This window comes from Pseudomonas sp. GW821-FHT02A08 (genome assembly GCF_059422045.1).
Genome location: NZ_JBWKWD010000002.1, coordinates 112,239 through 128,627, shown reverse-complemented (window position 1 = coordinate 128,627; position 16,389 = coordinate 112,239). Strand labels below are relative to the sequence as shown.

The 16,389-nt window shown below is 59.5% G+C and carries 15 protein-coding genes; 12 read left to right on the top strand and 3 right to left on the bottom strand.

Translation table 11 applies throughout. The annotated features are described in order from the left end of the window. Positions 1–57: 57 nt before the first annotated feature. The 5 genes from AC07W4_RS02455 to AC07W4_RS02435 are packed head-to-tail and all read left to right on the top strand — an operon-like array spanning position 58 to position 4,056. Positions 58–1,038, top strand: a complete 981-nt coding sequence (locus AC07W4_RS02455; protein ID WP_495031380.1) for a sulfonate ABC transporter substrate-binding protein — start codon at positions 58–60, stop codon at positions 1,036–1,038. A 25-nt stretch (positions 1,039–1,063) separates the two neighbouring features. After that, the gene (gene ssuD / locus AC07W4_RS02450) at positions 1,064–2,212 is read left to right on the top strand and encodes an FMNH2-dependent alkanesulfonate monooxygenase (RefSeq protein ID WP_495031379.1); all 1,149 of its coding nucleotides are present in this window, start codon (positions 1,064–1,066) and stop codon (positions 2,210–2,212) included. 9 nt (positions 2,213–2,221) lie between these two features. Beyond that, a complete protein-coding gene (gene ssuC / locus AC07W4_RS02445; RefSeq protein ID WP_008048738.1) occupies positions 2,222–3,004 on the top strand; it encodes an aliphatic sulfonate ABC transporter permease SsuC in 783 nt (260 codons plus the stop codon). Then, complete coding sequence (gene ssuB, locus AC07W4_RS02440) at positions 3,001–3,807, top strand: aliphatic sulfonates ABC transporter ATP-binding protein (protein WP_008048739.1); 807 nt, start codon at positions 3,001–3,003, stop codon at positions 3,805–3,807. The genes ssuC and ssuB overlap by 4 nt, the downstream gene beginning before the upstream one ends. Before the next feature lie 33 nt (positions 3,808–3,840). After that, a complete protein-coding gene (locus tag AC07W4_RS02435) occupies positions 3,841–4,056 on the top strand; it encodes a TOBE domain-containing protein (RefSeq protein ID WP_007967989.1) in 216 nt (71 codons plus the stop codon). 176 nt (positions 4,057–4,232) lie between these two features. Here AC07W4_RS02435 and AC07W4_RS02430 read toward each other — a convergent pair whose 3' ends face one another. After that, positions 4,233–4,871, bottom strand: coding sequence for a TetR/AcrR family transcriptional regulator (locus tag AC07W4_RS02430; protein WP_150724984.1), 639 nt, complete (start codon positions 4,869–4,871; stop codon positions 4,233–4,235). 240 nt (positions 4,872–5,111) lie between these two features. Beyond that, on the bottom strand, positions 5,112–6,488 hold the full coding sequence (locus tag AC07W4_RS02425; protein WP_008048741.1) for a glutamine synthetase family protein: 1,377 nt from the start codon (positions 6,486–6,488) through the stop codon (positions 5,112–5,114). A 667-nt stretch (positions 6,489–7,155) separates the two neighbouring features. Here AC07W4_RS02425 and AC07W4_RS02420 point away from each other — a divergent pair. From AC07W4_RS02420 to AC07W4_RS02390, 7 genes are all read left to right on the top strand, one after another. Beyond that, the gene (locus AC07W4_RS02420) at positions 7,156–8,514 is read left to right on the top strand and encodes a glutamine synthetase family protein (protein ID WP_495031378.1); all 1,359 of its coding nucleotides are present in this window, start codon (positions 7,156–7,158) and stop codon (positions 8,512–8,514) included. A gap of 60 nt (positions 8,515–8,574) precedes the next feature. Further along, a complete protein-coding gene (locus AC07W4_RS02415; RefSeq protein ID WP_495031377.1) occupies positions 8,575–9,939 on the top strand; it encodes an aspartate aminotransferase family protein in 1,365 nt (454 codons plus the stop codon). Between the two features lie 188 nt (positions 9,940–10,127). After that, the gene (locus AC07W4_RS02410) at positions 10,128–11,240 is read left to right on the top strand and encodes a polyamine ABC transporter substrate-binding protein (protein ID WP_495031376.1); all 1,113 of its coding nucleotides are present in this window, start codon (positions 10,128–10,130) and stop codon (positions 11,238–11,240) included. A 188-nt stretch (positions 11,241–11,428) separates the two neighbouring features. Beyond that, entirely contained in the window at positions 11,429–12,526 is a 1,098-nt protein-coding gene (locus AC07W4_RS02405; protein ID WP_495031375.1) for a polyamine ABC transporter substrate-binding protein, read from the top strand. Positions 12,527–12,599: 73 nt separating this feature from the next. Beyond that, complete coding sequence (locus AC07W4_RS02400) at positions 12,600–13,742, top strand: ABC transporter ATP-binding protein (protein WP_095964263.1); 1,143 nt, start codon at positions 12,600–12,602, stop codon at positions 13,740–13,742. Positions 13,743–13,777: 35 nt separating this feature from the next. Further along, positions 13,778–14,659, top strand: a complete 882-nt coding sequence (locus AC07W4_RS02395; RefSeq protein ID WP_191622238.1) for an ABC transporter permease subunit — start codon at positions 13,778–13,780, stop codon at positions 14,657–14,659. Further along, positions 14,656–15,546 (top strand): ABC transporter permease subunit, encoded by an 891-nt coding sequence (locus AC07W4_RS02390; RefSeq protein WP_056726426.1) that lies wholly within the window; start codon positions 14,656–14,658, stop codon positions 15,544–15,546. Before AC07W4_RS02395 ends, AC07W4_RS02390 begins: the two co-directional genes overlap by 4 nt. Before the next feature lie 117 nt (positions 15,547–15,663). Here AC07W4_RS02390 and AC07W4_RS02385 read toward each other — a convergent pair whose 3' ends face one another. Beyond that, the gene (locus AC07W4_RS02385; RefSeq protein WP_495031374.1) at positions 15,664–16,305 is read right to left on the bottom strand and encodes an HD domain-containing protein; all 642 of its coding nucleotides are present in this window, start codon (positions 16,303–16,305) and stop codon (positions 15,664–15,666) included. Positions 16,306–16,389 lie beyond the last annotated feature (84 nt).

The following is a 16,389-nucleotide window of genomic DNA, read 5'->3' as shown; positions in this document are numbered from 1 at the left end:
CGCCCGCCAACGGGCAAGCAGGTGCAGCCAAAACCCAACTGCAAAAAGGAGAGCGCCATGCGCCCTGTCATTTTGCGTCGTGGTCTGGTCGCTCTGTTTGCTGCGGCTGTCACCTTCGGCGCCATTACTCAAGCTCAGGCCGAGACATTACGAATCGGTTATCAGAAGTACGGCACCCTGGTGCTGCTCAAAGCCAAAGGCACCCTGGAAAGACGCCTCGCCGCCCAAGGCGTGGACGTTCAATGGACTGAATTTCCTGGTGGCCCGCAACTGCTTGAAGGCCTGAACGTCGGCTCCATCGACTTCGGCGTCACCGGTGAAACACCGCCCGTGTTCGCTCAAGCGGCCGGTGCCGATTTGCTCTACGTCGCCTATGAACCGCCAGCACCGCACAGTGAAGCGATCCTGGTGCCGAAGGATTCGCCGGTCAAATCCGTGGCGGACCTCAAGGGCAAGAAAGTCGTGCTCAACAAGGGCTCCAACGTGCACTACCTGTTGGTGCGTGCGCTGGAAGACGCCGGCCTCAAATACACCGACATCCAGACCGTATTCCTGCCGCCGGCCGATGCCCGCGCCGCGTTCGAGCGTGGCAGCGTCGACGCCTGGGTGATCTGGGATCCGTACCAGGCCGCCGCCGAACAACAGCTGCAAGCGCGCACCCTGCGCGATGGCCAGGGCATCGTCGACAACCATCAGTTCTACCTGGCGACCAAACCTTATGCGCAGAAAAATCCCGAGGTGATCAAGACCCTGGTTGAAGAAGTGCGCGCGATCGGCGAGTGGTCCAGGGCCAATCCTGAAGACGTGACCCAGCAAGTCTCGCCACTGCTCGGCCTGTCGGCAGACATCACCCGCACTTCGGTGAAACGCCAGGGCTACGGCGCGTTGTTCCTGACCCCGGAAGTGGTCGCGGCGCAGCAGAAAATCGCCGACACCTTCTACCAGCTCAAGCTGATTCCAAAGCAATTGAGCATCAAAGACGTGATCTGGACGCCGCCGGCAGCCGTTGCCCAAAGCTCAATAACTAAAGCCCAGTAAATCGATTTCCCAAGGAGACCACTCCATGAGCCTCAATATCTTCTGGTTCCTGCCTACCCACGGCGACGGCCATTACCTTGGCACCGCTGAAGGCGCACGCGCCGTCGATCACGGTTACCTGCAACAAGTCGCACAGGCCGCGGATCGCCTGGGTTTTGGCGGGGTACTGATCCCTACCGGTCGCTCCTGCGAAGACTCCTGGCTGGTGGCGGCATCGCTGATTCCGGTGACCCAGCGCTTGAAATTCCTGGTTGCCCTGCGCCCCGGGATCATTTCCCCGACGGTGGCGGCGCGTCAGGCGGCAACCCTGGATCGACTGTCCGGCGGTCGTGCGCTGTTCAACCTGGTGACGGGCGGTGATCCGGAAGAGTTGGCGGGCGATGGTCTGTTCCTGAGTCACGAAGAACGCTATCAGGCCTCGGTGGAATTTACCCGCATCTGGCGCCGGGTGCTGGAAGGCGAAACCGTCGATTACGACGGCCAGCACATCAGTGTGAAGGGCGCGAAACTGCTCTATCCACCGATCCAGCAGCCGCGCCCGCCGCTGTACTTCGGCGGCTCTTCGGATGCCGCGCAAGACCTGGCTGCCGAACAGGTGGAAATGGTCCTGACCTGGGGCGAGCCACCGGCCGCCGTCGCGGAAAAAATCGAACAGGTCCGAGCCAAGGCCGCCAGGCTCGGACGCACCGTGCGCTTTGGCATTCGACTGCACGTGATCGTGCGCGAAACCAACGATGAAGCCTGGAAAGCCGCGGATCGGCTGATCTCTCATCTCGACGACGAGACCATCGCTCGTGCCCAGGCTTCGCTGGCGCGTTTCGATTCGGTCGGTCAGCAACGCATGGCCGCATTGCATGGCGGCAGCCGCGACAACCTGGAAGTCAGCCCGAATCTGTGGGCCGGTGTCGGTCTGGTGCGCGGCGGTGCCGGTACGGCGCTGGTGGGCGATGGTCCGACCGTGGCCGCCCGCGTGAAGGAGTACGCGGACCTGGGCATCGACACCTTCATCTTCTCCGGTTATCCACACCTGGAAGAGTCGTATCGGGTGGCCGAGTTGCTGTTTCCGCACCTCGATGTCGAGCGTCCGGAACTGCCGAAAAGCGCCGGCTACGTCAGCCCGTTCGGCGAGATGGTCGCCAACGACATTCTGCCCAAAGCCGCGTCCCAGAGCTGAGGCACGGTCATGAATAAAATCATCCACAGCCTGGCGCCCTGGGCGTTTCCGGTGTTGTTGCTGGTGGTGTGGCAGTTGAGTGTGTCGGCGGGTTGGTTGTCGACACGGATCCTGCCGGCACCCATCGCCGTGATCGAGGCCGGCGTGAGCCTGGTGCGCAGTGGCGAAATCTGGACGCACCTGGCGATCAGTGGCTGGCGTGCCGCGCTGGGTTTCACCATCGGTGGTGGTATCGGCCTGACGCTCGGCTTCATCACTGGCCTGTCGAAGTGGGGCGAGCGCTTGCTCGACAGTTCGGTGCAGATGATTCGCAACGTGCCGCACCTGGCGCTGATTCCACTGGTGATTCTGTGGTTCGGCATCGACGAGTCAGCGAAGATTTTCCTGGTGGCGCTGGGTACGTTGTTCCCGATCTACCTCAACACCTATCACGGCATCCGCAACGTCGACCCGGCGCTGGTGGAGATGGCGCGCAGCTATGGCCTGAGCGGTTTCAGCCTGTTCTGGCAGGTGATTCTGCCGGGGGCACTGCCTTCGATTCTGGTCGGCGTGCGCTTCGCCCTGGGCTTCATGTGGCTGACGTTGATCGTGGCGGAAACCATTTCCGCGAGTTCCGGTATCGGCTATCTGGCAATGAACGCCCGGGAATTCCTGCAGACCGACGTGGTGGTGCTGGCGATTCTGTTGTACGCGGTGCTCGGCAAACTGGCCGACCTCGCAGCCCGTGGACTTGAACGAGTGTGGTTGCGCTGGCACCCGGCGTATCAGGTTGCCAGGGGAGGTTCGGTATGACTGCCCAACAACCTCCACGCCTGTTGCGCGGGACTCCGCTGGTGGTGCGCAAGTTGCAAAAAACCTTCGGTGCACGGCAGGTGTTGCGCGAGATCGACCTGCACATTCCGGCGGGCCAGTTTGTCGCCGTGGTCGGGCGCAGCGGCTGCGGCAAAAGTACCTTGCTGCGCTTGCTCGCCGGTCTCGATCAACCAACCGGCGGTGAGTTGCTCGCCGGTGCCGCGCCATTGAGTGAGGCGCGGGAAGACACGCGGCTGATGTTCCAGGAGGCGCGTTTGCTGCCGTGGAAAAAGATCATCGACAACGTCGGCCTGGGCCTCAAGGGCAACTGGCGGCCGCAAGCGCTTGAAGCCTTGGAAGCGGTGGGCCTGGCCGATCGTGCCCACGAGTGGCCGGCCGCGCTGTCCGGTGGGCAGAAGCAACGCGTGGCTTTAGCCCGTGCATTGATTCATCAGCCGCGCCTGTTGTTGCTCGACGAACCCTTGGGGGCGCTGGATGCCCTGACCCGAATTGAAATGCAGCAACTGATCGAGCGGCTCTGGCAGCAGCACGACTTCACGGTGTTGCTGGTGACCCATGACGTCAGTGAAGCCGTGGCGATTGCCGATCGGGTGATCCTGATCGAAGACGGAGAAGTCGGCCTCGACCTGCATGTGGAGCTGCCGCGGCCTCGGGTTCGTGGCTCCCATCGGCTGGCGGCGCTGGAAACCGAAGTGCTCAATCGCGTGCTGGCGCTGCCCGGCCAACCGGCGGAACCGGAACCTGTTTCACCCTTGCCTACGCAATTGCGCTGGGCTCAATAACTCAAGTCTTATCCAACGACAGGAATCAACATCATGACTATCAAGGCCATCAACGTTCGTAACCAGTTCAAAGGCTCCATCAAGGAAATCGTCCTCGGCGACGTACTCTCGGAAATCGACGTGCAGACCGCTTCCGGCATTGTCACTTCGGTGATCACCACGCGCTCGGTGAAAGAGCTGGAACTGGCGGTGGGCAGTGAAGTGATCGCGTTTGTGAAATCCACCGAGGTGTCGATCGCCAAGTTGTAAGGCACATGCGTAAACAACAACCCCGAAGGGTTTGAGCCCTTCGGGGTTTTTTGTGCGTGTGATTCAGTAAGAACGGTAATGTGGCCTTCGCGAGCAAGCCCGCTCCCACATCTGGAATGCATTCCCCTGTGGGAGCGGGCTTGCTCGCGAAGAGGCCGGCGTGACCAATAAATAACTCAGGCTGGAACGCTGCGCTTGGGCAGGTATGGCGGCAGATAAAGCCCCACGTAAGCATCAAACACTCGCATGCCTTCCTCGGCCATGCGCGGCGTGATCTGCCCGTGCTGCTGCACCGAGCGCGCATACACCCGGTCGCCCAGTTCCATGGCCAGGGCGAACACATCGACATCGCTCGGCAACGTCGGCAGCTCGAAGTGATGGTCGAACAGCTTGTGCATCAGGTCGCCCAGTTCGATGTCGTGCTGGCGGTCGGCCTGGGTGACTTCGGTCAGGCCGTGCTGGGCCAGAATGAGTTGGCGGGCGGCAGCGTCCTCTGCATAGATATCGAGCATGCGTTGTTCCACCAGTCGCGAAAGATCGCGCCAGCCATTCAAGGCGAGGTGGTCGATGGGAGCTTGCAGGCAGGCGCGGAAGGCCGCATGGACGTCGGCGGTCAAGGCTTCGAGCAACGCCGGCACGCTGGCGAAGAAGTGGTAGACCGAGGAGGGCGGAATCTCCGCGCGCTCGGCGACGCTGTAGATCGACAGGCTGGCCACACCCTCGGCGGCCAACAGCGTTCGGGCGGCATCGAGTATCGAATCGATCCGGGCCTGGCTGCGTGCGCGGGGTTTGCGGGGAGTGGCTACGCGTGTCATTGGAGTCTCCTGCGGGGCAGCGGGCATTGTACGATTCGGGTTGTGTGTTGTCTGCCCGGACGCCTTCGCGAGCAAGCCCGCTCCCACACTGGATTTGTGTTCAACGTAGATGTTGTGTTCGCAGAAGATCCCTGTGGGAGCGGGCTTGCTCGCGAAGCAGGCGACTCGGTCCAACTGAAATTACCCATAAAAAAACGCCGCAGGCTTTTACAGCCGGCGGCGTTTTTTTGCTGCAACCGATTAAACGGTATGCAGGTACCAGTTGTATTCGAGATCGGAGATGGAGTGTTCGAACTCCTCCAGCTCGCTCTCTTTACAGGCCACGAAGATATCGATGTATTTCGGATCGATGTACCTGGCCATGACTTCGCTGTCGTCCAGCTCGCGCAGTGCATCACGCAGGTTGTTCGGCAGGCTCTGCTCGTTCTGCTCGTAGCTGTTGCCTTCGACCGGGGCGCCAGGCTCGATCTTGTTGGTCAGGCCGTGGTGCACGCCTGCCAAAACCGAAGCCATCAGCAGGTACGGGTTGGCATCGGCGCCGGCTACACGATGCTCGATGCGCACGGCGTCGGAGGAACCGGTCGGTACGCGAATCGCCACGGTACGGTTATCCAGACCCCAGCACGGCGAGTTCGGCACGTAGAACTGTGCGCCGAAACGACGGTAGGAGTTGACGTTCGGGCAGAGGAAGGCCATCTGCGCCGGTAGGGTCTCGAGCACACCGCCGATCGCGTGACGCAGTGCGGCGTTCTGCTCGGGATCCTCACTGGCAAAAATGTTCTTGCCGTCTTTGTCGAGAATCGAGATGTGGACGTGCAGACCATTACCCGCCTGGCCCGGGTAAGGCTTGGCCATGAAGGTGGTGTCCATTTCATGGTCGTAGGCGATGTTCTTGATCAGGCGCTTGAGCAGGACCGCGTAGTCGCAGGCCTTGATCGGGTCAGCCACGTGGTGCAGGTTCACTTCGAACTGCGCCGGGGCACTTTCCTTGACGATGGCGTCGGCCGGAATGCCTTGCTCCTTGGCACCTTCCAGAATGTCCTGGAGGCAGTCGACGTATTCGTCGAGGTCGTCGATCAGGTAGACCTGTGTCGAGTGCGGACGTTTGCCGGAAACCGGCGAGCGAGGTGGTTGCGGACGACCGTTCACGTTCTCCTGGTCGATCAGGTAGAACTCCAGTTCGAACGCGGCGCAGATGGTCAGGCCCATTTCGTCGAACTTGCGCACCACATTGGCCAGCACTTCACGCGGGTCGGCGAAGAATGGCTCGCCTTCGAGTTCGTGCATGGTCATCAACAGTTGCGCGGTCGGGCGCTTCTGCCATGGCTCGTTGCATAGAGTATCGGGGATTGGATAGCAGATTCGGTCAGCATCACCGATGTCCAGGCCCAGGCCGGTGCTTTCCACCGTCGAGCCATTGATATCCAGAGCAAATAGAGAGGCCGGCAGGTTGATGCCTTTCTCGTAAACCTTGTGGAGGCTGGTGCGTTCAATGCGCTTGCCGCGCACCACACCATTCATATCCGCAATCAGAAGGTCAACGTACAGAACCTCAGGATGTTCCTTAAGGAACGCGTTCGCTTCGTTAAGCTGAACGGCACGCGGGGGTACCGACATGATGCAACACCTTTGTTGTTAAAAATATCAATCATTGATCTTTTCAGATTCCAGTCAACCCGAACGGCATGCCGAAGTCAAGCGAGGCCTTTTTTGCCCTAAAAAAGCGCCCGTGTGGCTTTTTTGAGGCTCTTTGGGGCGTTTTTATGCCTTTGGCCTCTATGGCGCCCGCAGGCTTGAGCGGGCCGTGTTGTATTTTTTACGGGGGTGTTGTGTAAAAAAATGAACAAGGCTAAGCTCGAATCAAACCCATAACAGCAATAATACCGGGGTGCTTCATGTCTCGCCTGCCGATAATCGGCGTCACCGACTGCTCAAGACAGGTCGGTCGGCATGTTTATCACATCAGTGATGACACGTCCGTCCGTTCCGTGGCCTCAGCGGTTCTGGTGATCCTCCCATCCGTGACGGTTCGACCGTCCCCGTCCGATATTCTGGACGGTCGCGATGGCACCCCCATTACGGTTACTCCATTCAATATAGAACCGATTCACAATAGCGGCCTGACCATCGTTCAGGGCACCGCTCGCGATTCTGCACGCCCGGCTTCTGCAGCCGTGTCGGCAAGCACGATAATCTGCCGCGCTAACGCTCTACAACGCGACGCCGATGCGTCAAACAACGCCTGACCTTAAAAGGGTCAGACAACTCAAGCCTAGAGGCATTTATGAGTAACAACCTCGACCAGCTCACCGATTGGTTGAAAAACCACAAGATCACAGAAGTCGAATGCATGATCGCCGACTTGACCGGGATTACCCGGGGCAAGATTTCGCCGACCAACAAATTCATCGCCGAAAAGGGCATGCGCCTGCCAGAAAGCGTGCTGTTGCAGACAGTGACCGGCGATTACGTCGAAGACGACATCTATTACGAGCTGCTCGACCCGGCCGACATCGACATGATCTGCCGTCCCGACCAGAGTGCGGTGTACCTGGTGCCGTGGGCCATCGAGCCGACCGCCATCGTCATCCACGATACCTACGACAAGCAAGGCAACCCGATCGAGCTGTCGCCGCGCAACGTGCTCAAGAAAGTCCTGAAACTCTATACCGACAAAGGCTGGCAGCCGATCGTCGCGCCGGAAATGGAGTTTTACCTGACCAAGCGCAGTGACGACCCGGACTACCCGCTGCAACCGCCGATCGGCCGCTCCGGTCGTCCGGAAATCGGTCGCCAGTCGTTCTCCATCGAAGCGGCGAACGAATTCGATCCGCTGTTCGAAGACGTTTACGACTGGTGCGAACTGCAGGACCTGGACCTCGACACGCTGATCCACGAGGACGGCACGGCGCAGATGGAAATCAACTTCCGTCACGGCGATGCCCTGTCCTTGGCCGACCAGATCCTGGTGTTCAAGCGCACCATGCGCGAAGCCGCGCTCAAGCACGACGTGGCCGCGACCTTTATGGCCAAACCGATGACCGGCGAGCCGGGCAGTGCCATGCACTTGCACCAGAGCATCATCGACATCGAGACCGGCAAGAACATCTTCTCCAATGAAGACGGGACCATGAGCCAGTTGTTCCTGCACCACATCGGTGGTCTGCAGAAACTCATTCCCGAACTGTTGCCGCTGTTCGCACCCAACGTCAACTCGTTCCGCCGCTTCCTGCCGGATACCTCGGCTCCGGTGAACGTGGAGTGGGGCGAAGAGAACCGTACCGTGGGCCTGCGGGTGCCGGATGCGGGGCCGCAAAACCGTCGGGTGGAAAACCGCCTGCCGGGCGCCGATGCCAACCCGTACCTGGCGATTGCCGCGAGCCTGCTCTGCGGTTACATCGGCATGGTCGAAGGCCTGAACCCCAGTGCGCCGGTGGTGGGACGTGGATATGAACGCCGCAACCTGCGCCTGCCGCTGACCATCGAAGACGCGCTGGAACGCATGGAAAACAGCGCGACCATCGAGCGGTACCTGGGCAAGAATTTCATCACTGGCTACGTCGCGGTCAAGCGGGCCGAGCATGAAAACTTCAAGCGCGTGATCAGTTCGTGGGAAAGGGAATTCCTGCTCTTTGCCGTCTGATACGCCGGGCGCCGCCGCTGCCTGGCGGCGCCTTCACCTGATTTTTTTTAGGAGATTCACATGACCAGCAACAACCCGCAAACCCGTGAATGGCAAACCCTGAGCAACGATCACCACCTGGCCCCGTTCAGCGACTTCAAGCAGCTGAAAGAGAAAGGCCCGCGGATCATCACCAACGCCAAGGGCGTTTATCTCTGGGACAGCGAAGGCAACAAGATCCTCGACGGCATGGCTGGCCTGTGGTGTGTCGCAATTGGTTATGGTCGCGATGAACTGGCCGATGCCGCCAGTAAACAGATGCGCGAACTGCCTTACTACAACCTGTTCTTCCAGACTGCGCACCCGCCGGTATTGGAGCTGGCCAAGGCTATCGCCGATATCGCGCCGCAAGGCATGAACCACGTGTTCTTCACCGGTTCCGGCTCCGAAGGCAACGACACCATGCTGCGCATGGTTCGTCACTACTGGGCGATCAAGGGCCAGCCGAACAAGAAAGTCATCATCAGCCGCAAGAACGGCTATCACGGTTCCACCGTGGCTGGCGCGAGTCTGGGCGGCATGACCTACATGCACGAACAGGGCGACTTGCCGATCCCGGGCATCCTCCATATCGCCCAGCCGTACTGGTTCGCCGAAGGCGGCGACATGACCCCGGAAGAATTCGGTATCTGGGCGGCCAACCAGCTGGAAGAAAAGATTCTGGAAGTCGGTGTCGACAACGTCGGCGCCTTCATTGCCGAGCCGATCCAGGGCGCCGGTGGCGTGATCATTCCGCCAGAGACCTACTGGCCGCGCATCAAGGAAATCCTCGCCAAGTACGACATCCTCTTCGTGGCTGACGAAGTGATTTGCGGTTTCGGTCGTACCGGCGAGTGGTTCGGTGCTGATTTCTACGACCTCAAGCCGGACATGATGACTATCGCCAAGGGCCTGACCTCGGGCTACATCCCGATGGGCGGCCTGATCGTGCGTGATGAAGTGGTGGACGTGCTCAACGAAGGCGGCGATTTCAACCACGGCTTCACCTATTCCGGTCACCCGGTAGCTGCCGCGGTGGCGCTGGAAAACATCCGCATCATGCGCGACGAGAAAATTATCGAGCGCGTTCATGCAGAAACGGCACCGTATTTGCAAAAGCGTCTGCGGGAACTGAACGATCACCCGCTGGTGGGTGAAGTTCGTGGGGTGGGTCTGTTGGGGGCCATCGAACTGGTCCAGGACAAGGCCACGCGCAAGCGTTACGAAGGCAAGGGCGTCGGCATGATCTGCCGCCAGTTCTGCTTCGATAACGGCCTGATCATGCGCGCCGTCGGCGACACCATGATCATCGCTCCGCCACTGGTGATTACACCGGCGGAAATCGATGAGCTGGTGACCAAGGCTCGCAAGTGCCTTGACCTGACCCTGAGTGCATTGCAGGGCTAAGTGCTAGGCTCTGAGCGGAAGTCCAAAGTTCTACATATGTAGTAGGAACTTTCGCTCAGAACTGTCAGAAAGCGTGACCGTTTCCTTGAAAGACCGATGTGGATCTTGCCAGACTAGCCGCGGTTCCAGTTGCCCGGGTTCGGTCGCTGAACAAGTGGTTCAAAAAAGAAAAATTTGGAGCATGACGCATGAAGGCACTAGGTAAAAAGCTCGCAGGCAAGACTCTGCTTGCCATGTCCGTGATGGGCATGATGGCGGGCGCGGTTCAGGCCGATGACAAAGTACTGCACGTGTACAACTGGTCCGACTACATCGCGCCGGACACCGTCAAGAAGTTTGAAGACGAGTCGGGCATCAAGGTTGTCTATGACGTCTTCGACAGCAACGAAACCCTGGAAGCCAAGTTGCTGGCAGGCAAGTCCGGTTACGACATCGTTGTACCGTCGAACAACTTCCTGGCCAAGCAGATCAAGGCTGGCGTCTACCAGAAACTGGACAAGTCCAAGCTGCCTAACTGGAAGAACCTGAACACCGACCTGCTCAAGGCCGTTTCCGTGAGCGACCCGGGCAACGAGCACGCCTTCCCGTACATGTGGGGTTCGATCGGTATCGGTTTCAACGCCGAGAAGGTCAAGGCTGCACTGGGTGCCGATGCACCGGTCGATTCCTGGGACCTGATCTTCAAGCCTGAAAACGCCGCCAAACTGAAATCATGCGGTATCAGCCTGCTTGACTCGCCAACCGAGATGATTCCAGTGGCGTTGCACTACCTGGGCCTGCCAACCGACAGTCAGAAGAAGGAAGACATCGACAAGGCTGAAGCGCTGATCATGAAGGTCCGTCCTTCGATCGCCTACTTCCACTCGTCCAAGTACATCTCCGACCTCGCCAACGGCAACATCTGTGTGGCTGTGGGTTACTCGGGTGACATTTACCAGGCCAAGTCCCGCGCTGCCGAAGCTGGTGACAAGGTGAAAGTCAGCTACAACATTCCCAAAGAAGGTGCCGGCAGTTTCTACGACATGGTCGCCATCCCTAAAGATGCCGAAAACGTCGAAGGCGCCTACAAGTTCATGACCTTCCTGCAGAAGCCGGAAATCATGGCTGAAATCACCAACGCCGTGCGTTTCCCGAACGGTAACGCGGCTGCAACTGCGTTGGTCGATAAAGACATCACCAGCGACCCGGGCGTTTACCCACCAGCGGACGTGCTGGCCAAGCTGTACGCGATTGCCGACTTGCCGGCCGCGACCCAGCGGATCATGACCCGCAGCTGGACCAAGATCAAATCCGGCAAATAAGCCGGTTTGATGCAACAACCTGTTGCCGTCACCCGCGCGGTGGCGACAACAGGTGCAATTAAATTACAGAAAGTTTTGCTGGAACGGTTTTTCGAGGGTAAGTTGCGCGCCGGTTTTGTTGCCGGGCAACCACGGTTGTCATGTAGCGCGGGGCAACTTGGGCCCAACTAATTTCAGAGGACCTCCACTTGCCTATTTTTTCTATGTTGCGCAATGCCATGCTGGTGACTGCCGGGCTGACGATTGCTGTCAGTGTCCAGGCCGCCGGTACCGTGCATATTTATAACTGGTCGGACTACATCGGCGAGACCACCCTGGCCGATTTCCAGAAAGCTACCGGTATCAAGCCGGTTTATGACGTCTTCGATTCCAACGAAACCCTGGAAGGTAAATTGTTGGCCGGGCGTACCGGCTACGACGTGGTCGTGCCGTCGAACCACTTCCTCGGCAAACAGATCAAGGCCGGGGCATTCCAGAAGCTCGACAGGTCGCAACTGCCGAACTATTCGAACCTCGACCCGGTGCTGCTCAAACGTCTGGAGCAGAACGATCCGGGCAACCTGTACGCCGTGCCGTACCTGTGGGGCACCAACGGCATCGGTTACAACGTCGACAAGGTCAAGGCCGTGCTGGGCGTCGATACGATTGATTCGTGGGGCGTGCTGTTCGAGCCGGAGAACATCAAGAAGCTGCAAAGCTGTGGCGTTGCGTTCCTCGATTCCGCCGATGAAATGATGCCGACAGTGCTCAACTACATGGGCCTGAATGCCAACAGCACCAACCCTGAAGATTACAAAAAGGCCGAAGAGAAGTTGCTCGCGGTGCGGCCTTACGTGACCTACTTCCACTCCTCCAAGTACATCGCGGATCTGGCCAACGGCGATATCTGCGTGGCGATCGGTTTTTCCGGCGACATCTTCCAGGCCAAGAACCGCGCTGAAGAAGCCAAGAAAGGCGTGAACATCGCCTACTCGATTCCGAAAGAGGGCGGCGCGCTCTGGTTCGACATGCTGGCGATTCCGAAGGACTCGGCCAACGTCAAGCAGGCCCACGCTTTCATCAACTATTTGCTCAAGCCTGAGGTAATTGCCCAGGTCAGCGATTACGTCGGCTATGCCAACCCCAACCCGGGGTCGGACAAACTGATGGAACAGTCCATTCGCACCGACGAAGCGGTTTATCCACCGCAAGAGGTGCTCGACAAGACCTACGTGTCGATCGAGTTACCACCGAATATTCAACGTTTGATGACCCGCAGCTGGACCAAGGTCAAGTCGGGTAAATAGCTGCAAGGCTCAAATTATCCAAGGTTGGCTCACCTTGAGCGAACTGCACTCTTTTTTTCTGGGAGTTTCGTAAATGGCAGTTGCCTCCGGCGCCTATAAGAAAGCCCTCGAGGGCGACCAGCAACCTAAACAGGTGCTGGTCAAAATCGACCGGGTCACGAAGAAGTTCGACGAGACGATTGCCGTGGACGATGTGTCCCTGGAAATCAAGAAAGGCGAGATTTTCGCCCTGCTCGGCGGTTCGGGATCGGGCAAATCCACTTTGCTGCGCATGCTCGCAGGTTTCGAACGGCCCACGGAGGGGCGCATTTTCCTTGATGGTGTAGACATCACTGACATGCCGCCCTACGAGCGGCCGATCAACATGATGTTCCAGTCCTACGCCCTGTTCCCGCACATGACGGTGGCGCAGAACATCGCCTTCGGCCTCAAGCAGGACAAACTGCCTGCCGCCGAAGTCGATGCGCGGGTGGCCGACATGCTCAAGCTGGTACAGATGAGCCAGTACGCCAAGCGCAAGCCGCATCAGTTATCCGGCGGCCAGCGTCAGCGCGTGGCCCTGGCCCGTTCCCTGGCCAAGCGACCGAAGCTGTTGTTGCTCGACGAACCCATGGGCGCACTGGACAAGAAGCTGCGTTCGCAAATGCAGCTGGAGCTGGTGGAGATCATCGAGCGCGTCGGCGTAACCTGCGTCATGGTAACCCACGACCAGGAAGAGGCCATGACCATGGCCGAGCGCATCGCGATCATGCACCTGGGCTGGATCGCCCAGATCGGCAGCCCGATCGACATCTACGAAACCCCGACCAGTCGCCTGGTCTGCGAATTCATCGGTAACGTGAACATCTTCGAAGGCGAAGTGATCGACGACGCCGAAGGCCACGCGATCATTACCTGCAAAGACCTGGATCGTCAGATCTACGTCGGCCACGGCATTAGCACTTCGGTGCAGGACAAGTCGGTCACCTACGCGATCCGTCCGGAAAAGCTGCTGGTCACCGCCGACATGCCGACCTGCCAGTACAACTGGTCCAGCGGCAAGGTCCACGACATCGCCTACCTCGGCGGGCACTCGGTGTTCTACGTCGAACTGCCAAGCGGCAAGCTGGTGCAGTCGTTCGTGGCCAACGCCGAGCGTCGCGGGCAGCGTCCGACCTGGGGTGACCAGGTCTACGTGTATTGGGAAGACGACAGCGGCGTGGTACTTCGCTCATGAACATGCGCAAATTCAAACGCCGCCTCAATCGAATAATTCCCGGGGGCCGTCAGATGGTCATCGGGGTTCCCTTCATCTGGCTGTTCCTGTTCTTCATGCTGCCGTTCTTCATCGTTCTGAAGATCAGCTTCGCCGAAGCGGACGTGGCCATTCCGCCCTATACGGAAATCTACAGCTACGCCGAGCAGAAGCTGCAGTTGCTGCTTAACCTTGGCAACTACGCGATGCTGGCGGGTGACGAACTGTACATCGCCGCTTACCTCGGCTCGTTGAAGATGGCGCTTTTCAGCACCATCCTCTGCCTGCTGATCGGCTACCCGATGGCCTACGGCATCTCCGTTGCCCGCAAGGAAGTGCAAACGGTGCTGGTGCTGCTGATCATGATGCCGACCTGGACCGCAATCCTGATCCGCGTTTACGCGTGGATGGGCATCCTCAGCAACAACGGCCTGCTCAACGGTTTCCTGATGAGCATGGGCTGGATCGACGAGCCGCTGCAGATCCTCAACACCAACCTGGCGGTCTACATCGGTGTGGTTTATTCCTACTTGCCGTTCATGATCCTGCCGCTGTACGCCAACCTGGTGAAGCACGACCAGAGCCTGCTGGAAGCTGCGTCGGACCTGGGATCGAGCACCTTCAACAGCTTCTGGAAAATCACCGTGCCGCTGTCGAAAAACGGCATCATCGCCGGCTGCATGCTGGTGTTCATCCCGGTGGTGGGCGAGTTCGTGATCCCGGAACTGCTCGGCGGTCCGGAAACCCTGATGATCGGTAAGGTGCTCTGGCAAGAATTCTTCAACAACCGTGACTGGCCGGTGGCGTCCGCTCTGGCAGTAGTGATGCTGGCGATCCTGATTGTGCCGATCATCCTGTTCAACCGCAGTCAGGCCAAGGAAATGGAGGGTAAAGAATGAAGCGCTTCCGTTTCTCCAGCCTGATGCTGGTACTGGGTCTGTTGTTCATCTACCTGCCGATGCTGATCCTGGTGATCTACTCGTTCAACGCCTCGAAACTGGTAACGGTGTGGGGCGGCTGGTCGATCAAGTGGTACGTCGGCCTGCTCGACAACAGCCAACTGATGGGTTCGGTGGTGCGCTCACTGGAAATCGCCTGCTACACGGCGGTGGCGGCGGTGGCGCTGGGTACCCTGGCGGCGTTCGTCCTGACGCGCATTACGCGCTTCAAGGGCCGCACCCTGTTCGGTGGCCTGGTCACCGCACCGCTGGTCATGCCTGAGGTGATCACCGGTCTGTCGCTGTTGCTGCTGTTCGTGGCCATGGCGCAGATGATCGGCTGGCCGCAGGAACGCGGCATCGTCACCATCTGGATCGCCCACACTACGTTCTGTGCGGCCTATGTGGCGGTGGTGGTCTCGGCGCGCTTGCGCGAGCTGGATCTGTCCATCGAAGAGGCAGCCATGGACCTCGGTGCGCGGCCGTGGAAGGTGTTCTTCCTGATCACCATCCCGATGATCGCGCCTTCGCTGGCGGCCGGTGGCATGATGTCGTTCGCGTTGTCCCTCGATGACCTGGTGCTGGCGAGCTTCGTGTCGGGCCCGGGTTCCACGACCCTGCCGATGGAAGTGTTCTCGGCGGTGCGTCTGGGCGTGAAGCCCGAGATCAACGCCGTGGCCAGCCTGATCCTGTTGGCCGTGTCGATCGTGACCTTCCTGGTCTGGTTCTTCAGCCGTCGCGCCGAAGAAAGCCGTCGTCGTGCGATCCAGCAGGCGATCGAAGAAGCGGCAGCCGACTCGTGGAAGCAACCGGACGTGCGTCGCGCGCAGGCACCGGAAGCGGCTTGAGCCTGAAATCGGGTTGGCCACATGTGGGAGCGGGCTTGCTCGCGAAGAGGGAGTGTCAGCCGACATCATAGTTGCCTGACACACCGCATTCGCGAGCAAGCCCGCTCCCACATTTGCTTATGCGATCCACGGGGATTGGCGAATGACCTCGACAAAGTTCATCGGCTTGAATCCCGGCTCCTGATCCACCAGCACATCGGTCTTCACATTGCCGAACGTGGTCTGCGGGCGATGACGCAAGCCGTCGGCAAACGCGCAGATGATGCACTCCTTGAACCCCTCGCCCCGTGGATGCGCATGCACCACCGCCTCGCGCTGCACGCTGGAAAACGCCGCGTAGTCCGTGCCCAGCACGTCCATCTCGACGCCGGCCGTGACCAGCGCCACGGTGGGCCGCAAGTGCCGGGGCACGCCCGGTGTGGTGTGCAGGGCAATCGATAGCCAGACCTGTTCGATATCGTCATCGCTCAATCCGTAAGGCTTGAGGAACGCCGCTGCCGCGTTGGCACCATCTACTTCGAAGCGCTCGTTGTCGCTGCGATGACCTTGCACCAGACCCAGGTCATGGAACATCGCGCCGACGTACAGCAACTCCGGGTTGTAGGCCAGCTGCTTGCGCTCGCCGCTCAGCGCGCCGAACAGGAAGACCCGGCGCGAGTGGTGGTAGAGCAGGTCGGACTCTATGTCACGGATGTATTCGGTGGTGGCCTTGGCCAGTGCGCTGTCGGGGATCTTGATGCCGGCGATGATGGTGCTCATGGAGTTTTCCTCGTCGTGATGAGGGTTTCAGTCTGTTCCGGCCCCCGAAACCGGACAATCGATCCATGGCTGCGATCCCGGCCA

Coding starts and splice junctions, on each gene's coding strand:
- AC07W4_RS02400 (WP_095964263.1), top strand. CDS start 12,600: ATGGCAGTTGCCTCCGGCGCCTATAAGAAAGCCCTCGAGGGCGACCAG.
- AC07W4_RS02410 (WP_495031376.1), top strand. CDS start 10,128: ATGAAGGCACTAGGTAAAAAGCTCGCAGGCAAGACTCTGCTTGCCATG.
- ssuB (WP_008048739.1), top strand. CDS start 3,001: ATGACTGCCCAACAACCTCCACGCCTGTTGCGCGGGACTCCGCTGGTG.
- AC07W4_RS02390 (WP_056726426.1), top strand. CDS start 14,656: ATGAAGCGCTTCCGTTTCTCCAGCCTGATGCTGGTACTGGGTCTGTTG.
- AC07W4_RS02385 (WP_495031374.1), bottom strand. CDS start 16,305: ATGAGCACCATCATCGCCGGCATCAAGATCCCCGACAGCGCACTGGCC.
- AC07W4_RS02425 (WP_008048741.1), bottom strand. CDS start 6,488: ATGTCGGTACCCCCGCGTGCCGTTCAGCTTAACGAAGCGAACGCGTTC.
- AC07W4_RS02435 (WP_007967989.1), top strand. CDS start 3,841: ATGACTATCAAGGCCATCAACGTTCGTAACCAGTTCAAAGGCTCCATC.
- ssuD (WP_495031379.1), top strand. CDS start 1,064: ATGAGCCTCAATATCTTCTGGTTCCTGCCTACCCACGGCGACGGCCAT.
- AC07W4_RS02415 (WP_495031377.1), top strand. CDS start 8,575: ATGACCAGCAACAACCCGCAAACCCGTGAATGGCAAACCCTGAGCAAC.
- AC07W4_RS02455 (WP_495031380.1), top strand. CDS start 58: ATGCGCCCTGTCATTTTGCGTCGTGGTCTGGTCGCTCTGTTTGCTGCG.
- AC07W4_RS02430 (WP_150724984.1), bottom strand. CDS start 4,871: ATGACACGCGTAGCCACTCCCCGCAAACCCCGCGCACGCAGCCAGGCC.
- AC07W4_RS02420 (WP_495031378.1), top strand. CDS start 7,156: ATGAGTAACAACCTCGACCAGCTCACCGATTGGTTGAAAAACCACAAG.
- ssuC (WP_008048738.1), top strand. CDS start 2,222: ATGAATAAAATCATCCACAGCCTGGCGCCCTGGGCGTTTCCGGTGTTG.